The 2168-nt window shown below is 41.7% G+C and carries 3 protein-coding genes; all 3 read right to left on the bottom strand.

Features of this window, described 5'->3' with window-relative positions; genetic code table 11:
• Window positions 1-479: DUF29 domain-containing protein (locus H6S82_RS30300; RefSeq protein WP_347339571.1), on the bottom strand; the 479-nt coding region annotated here is incomplete at its 3' end.
• Window positions 480-1271: a DUF4058 family protein gene (locus tag H6S82_RS30295; RefSeq protein ID WP_190471527.1), complete on the bottom strand. Its 792-nt coding sequence runs from the start codon at window positions 1269-1271 to the stop codon at window positions 480-482.
• Between the two features lie 191 nt (window positions 1272-1462).
• The coding region (locus H6S82_RS30290) for a leucine-rich repeat domain-containing protein (RefSeq protein ID WP_191057254.1) at window positions 1463-2168 on the bottom strand (706 nt) is incomplete at its 5' end.

Below are 2168 nucleotides of genomic sequence, written 5' to 3'. Positions count from 1 at the left end.
AGAACTTGTTCTATAGAGTAAAGACACTCAGCCGGAAAATCTTTGTCTGAGAGGGATGTCTCGCGTGCAGCCAAGTCGATTCCAGCTTGGTAAGCTTTTTTCAAAGCTTCCGGAAGATAAGGTTTCAAGCTGGGATTTTCATTTAATAGGTAGTGAATTTCGCGGCGTTGTTCGCGCAATGTGAAAAACCAGCTTTTAGAGCGTTTGTGTGGCTGAAATTGCCATTTGAGCAAATGACCCAGTAGAATTCCCAAACGATTTCTTAATTCCTGACGAACTTGCTTACCCAAAGATTCTATTTCCTCAACTAAATTGACGATATCTAAACCATCCCATACTCCTGCTTGCAGCATTTTCGCTTGTTCTTGCGTCCAAGCATAGAAATCGGTTTCATAGAGATTATCGGTTGTTGGTGAAGATGCGATCGCTTTTGTATCCATAATTAAATTCCACTTAATAGAGGCGAGAGTAATTCCCATTTACTCAACTGTACCGCGCAGTTTTTCGGTTCGCAACAACTCATCTACCCAAACGGCATCTTCCGGTTTTAGTTGCGGTACAGGTTGGATATCGTAATCTATTGCCATGTCAAATGATGCTTCGTCGTAAATATTGTTTAATAAGCTTTGCAACTCTACCAATGGTTCGCTTTCGCCTGACTCCAACGGTAAATGAAAATAGGGAATTGCATCCCGCAAGTTAAAAGCATACAAACTTGCTGTGGGACGACGATTAGCTCGACTAATTAATATGCGATAATCTGATTGAATCTTTTCGATTATCCGCATTGGTTTTCCGCTTCTGAGTAAGTCGATTTCTACCAAATTCTTAAAACTTGCCAAAACTTGCTGTCGTTTGCTTTCGTAAGCTTTCCTTCCTTCTTTGGAACGCTTATTTTTAGGAGAAAGGATTTCCACAACGGTAACAACTGTACCCGTTTTTCCTTCTTTAATTGCTAAATAGCTTTCTCTGACTTCTTCCGGTAGTGGTATAGTGACAGAAGTTGCTTCTGTTTGAGTAGCAAGCGCAACATTCGATCGCGTTCGATCGATACTTGAAGGCTTAGCGTATACCGCCACGTCGGGAATTCCTACCAAAACGCTTTCCTCAATGTCGCTCAAATAGGTACGTTTTTCAATTGCGACTCGATATTTAGGACGCAGATCGGGTGCTATGGCGATCGCGATCGCTACAATCAATCGATGATGAACTTCCGACCACAATTCGGAATTTTCTAAATAGGGGTTCATCCCTGGAAATGGTGAAGGCATTTTGTTATCTCAAACTATAGCTAGGGCGTCGGGGTTAGGGGCTAGAGGCTAGGGGAAGAAGGGACTAGAAATCTTGGGAAAAGGTGCAACTGGTGAACGTCTTAACTGACGAGAGCGGTTGCTATATTAGCTCTATTTAATCTTAGCGTTTATAAATAAATGTGCGCTGAATAAATAGACATGGCAACATCTCAGCTTTCCACAGTAAACTCTGACGGGTCGATTCCCCAATTCACCCAGCGAATTGCTTCACGCGCTGATGTCATATTGGGTGGAACGCGCAAGGCGTGAATAAAACCAGTGCTGGGACAAGTCATTTTTAGTAGATAAATTGGCTCGACATCTACATCGCTATCTATTTTTAATAAACTGTATTCCCGCCAAGAATCTAATTCGGTTGCTTGCAATTCCTGGCAAATTCGAGCGTAGCCAATAGTTTGGACTAGCAATCGGCGAATTTCGGCATTTTCTTCTGATAAAAGCCATTGTGCTTGCCACTCGTGCTGAGGCAAAAAGTATTTTTTGAATAAGTTAAGACCGTAGACAAAGGCATAGTGTAGTTGAATAAGCGATCGCAATGGACTCAGATCTGTGATTTGATTGTTATCGAGATAGAGTTCGGTCAAATTGGTGAGAGTAGAAAGTCCACTAATGTCTCTGATTTGATTGTTATCGAGATAGAGAATGGTCAAATTGGTGAGAGTAGAAAGTCCACTGATGTCTGTGATTTGATTGTTAGTGAGATCGAGTTCGGTCAAATTGGTGAGAGTAGAAAGTCCACTGATGTCTGTGATTTTATTGTTATAGAGATTGAGGTCGGTCAAATTGGTGAGGGTAGAAAGTCCACTGATGTCTGTGATTTTATTGTTATAGAGATTGAGGTCGGTCAAATTGGTG

The sequence above is a fragment of the Planktothrix sp. FACHB-1355 genome (genome assembly GCF_014748295.1).
In the GTDB taxonomy this organism is placed as follows: Bacteria; Cyanobacteriota; Cyanobacteriia; order Cyanobacteriales; family Aerosakkonemataceae; genus Aerosakkonema; species Aerosakkonema funiforme_A.
Note: the sequence above shows the minus strand (reverse complement) of the source record. Positions and strands in the feature narration are given on the sequence as shown.

Coding starts and splice junctions, on each gene's coding strand:
- H6S82_RS30295 (WP_190471527.1), bottom strand. CDS start 1,271: ATGCCTTCACCATTTCCAGGGATGAACCCCTATTTAGAAAATTCCGAA.